Origin of the sequence: Paraburkholderia sp. SIMBA_054 (assembly GCF_046534875.1) — a bacterium.
GTDB classification, from domain to species: Bacteria; Pseudomonadota; Gammaproteobacteria; order Burkholderiales; family Burkholderiaceae; genus Paraburkholderia; species Paraburkholderia hospita.
Window position 1 is genome coordinate 1 of record NZ_JAWRXV010001695.1, and the last position, 237, is coordinate 237.

Below are 237 nucleotides of genomic sequence, written 5' to 3' on the forward strand. Positions count from 1 at the left end.
GCGGAATTCATTACAGCCGTCGAGCATGAAAACGATGCCTTATATGATAAATTGATGGACCGTTTGGAACAGGCGGAAGCGAAAATGACACAACGGGAAACAACGGATGCTCCAGCAGCAGAACAGGAGAGCGTGCCGGCTCCCGTCGCTCCGCCTGCATCCGATAGCCGCCGGGACAAAGTGAGGCAGCTGACCAAACAAGGGTTTTCGGCTGCCCATATCGCGAAGCTCCTGGAG

Annotated in this window: 1 protein-coding gene; it reads left to right on the forward strand. The window is 55.3% G+C overall.

The features are described 5' to 3' along the window. Positions 1-237: hypothetical protein (locus tag SB822_RS60870; RefSeq protein WP_410859625.1), on the forward strand; the 237-nt coding region annotated here is incomplete at both ends.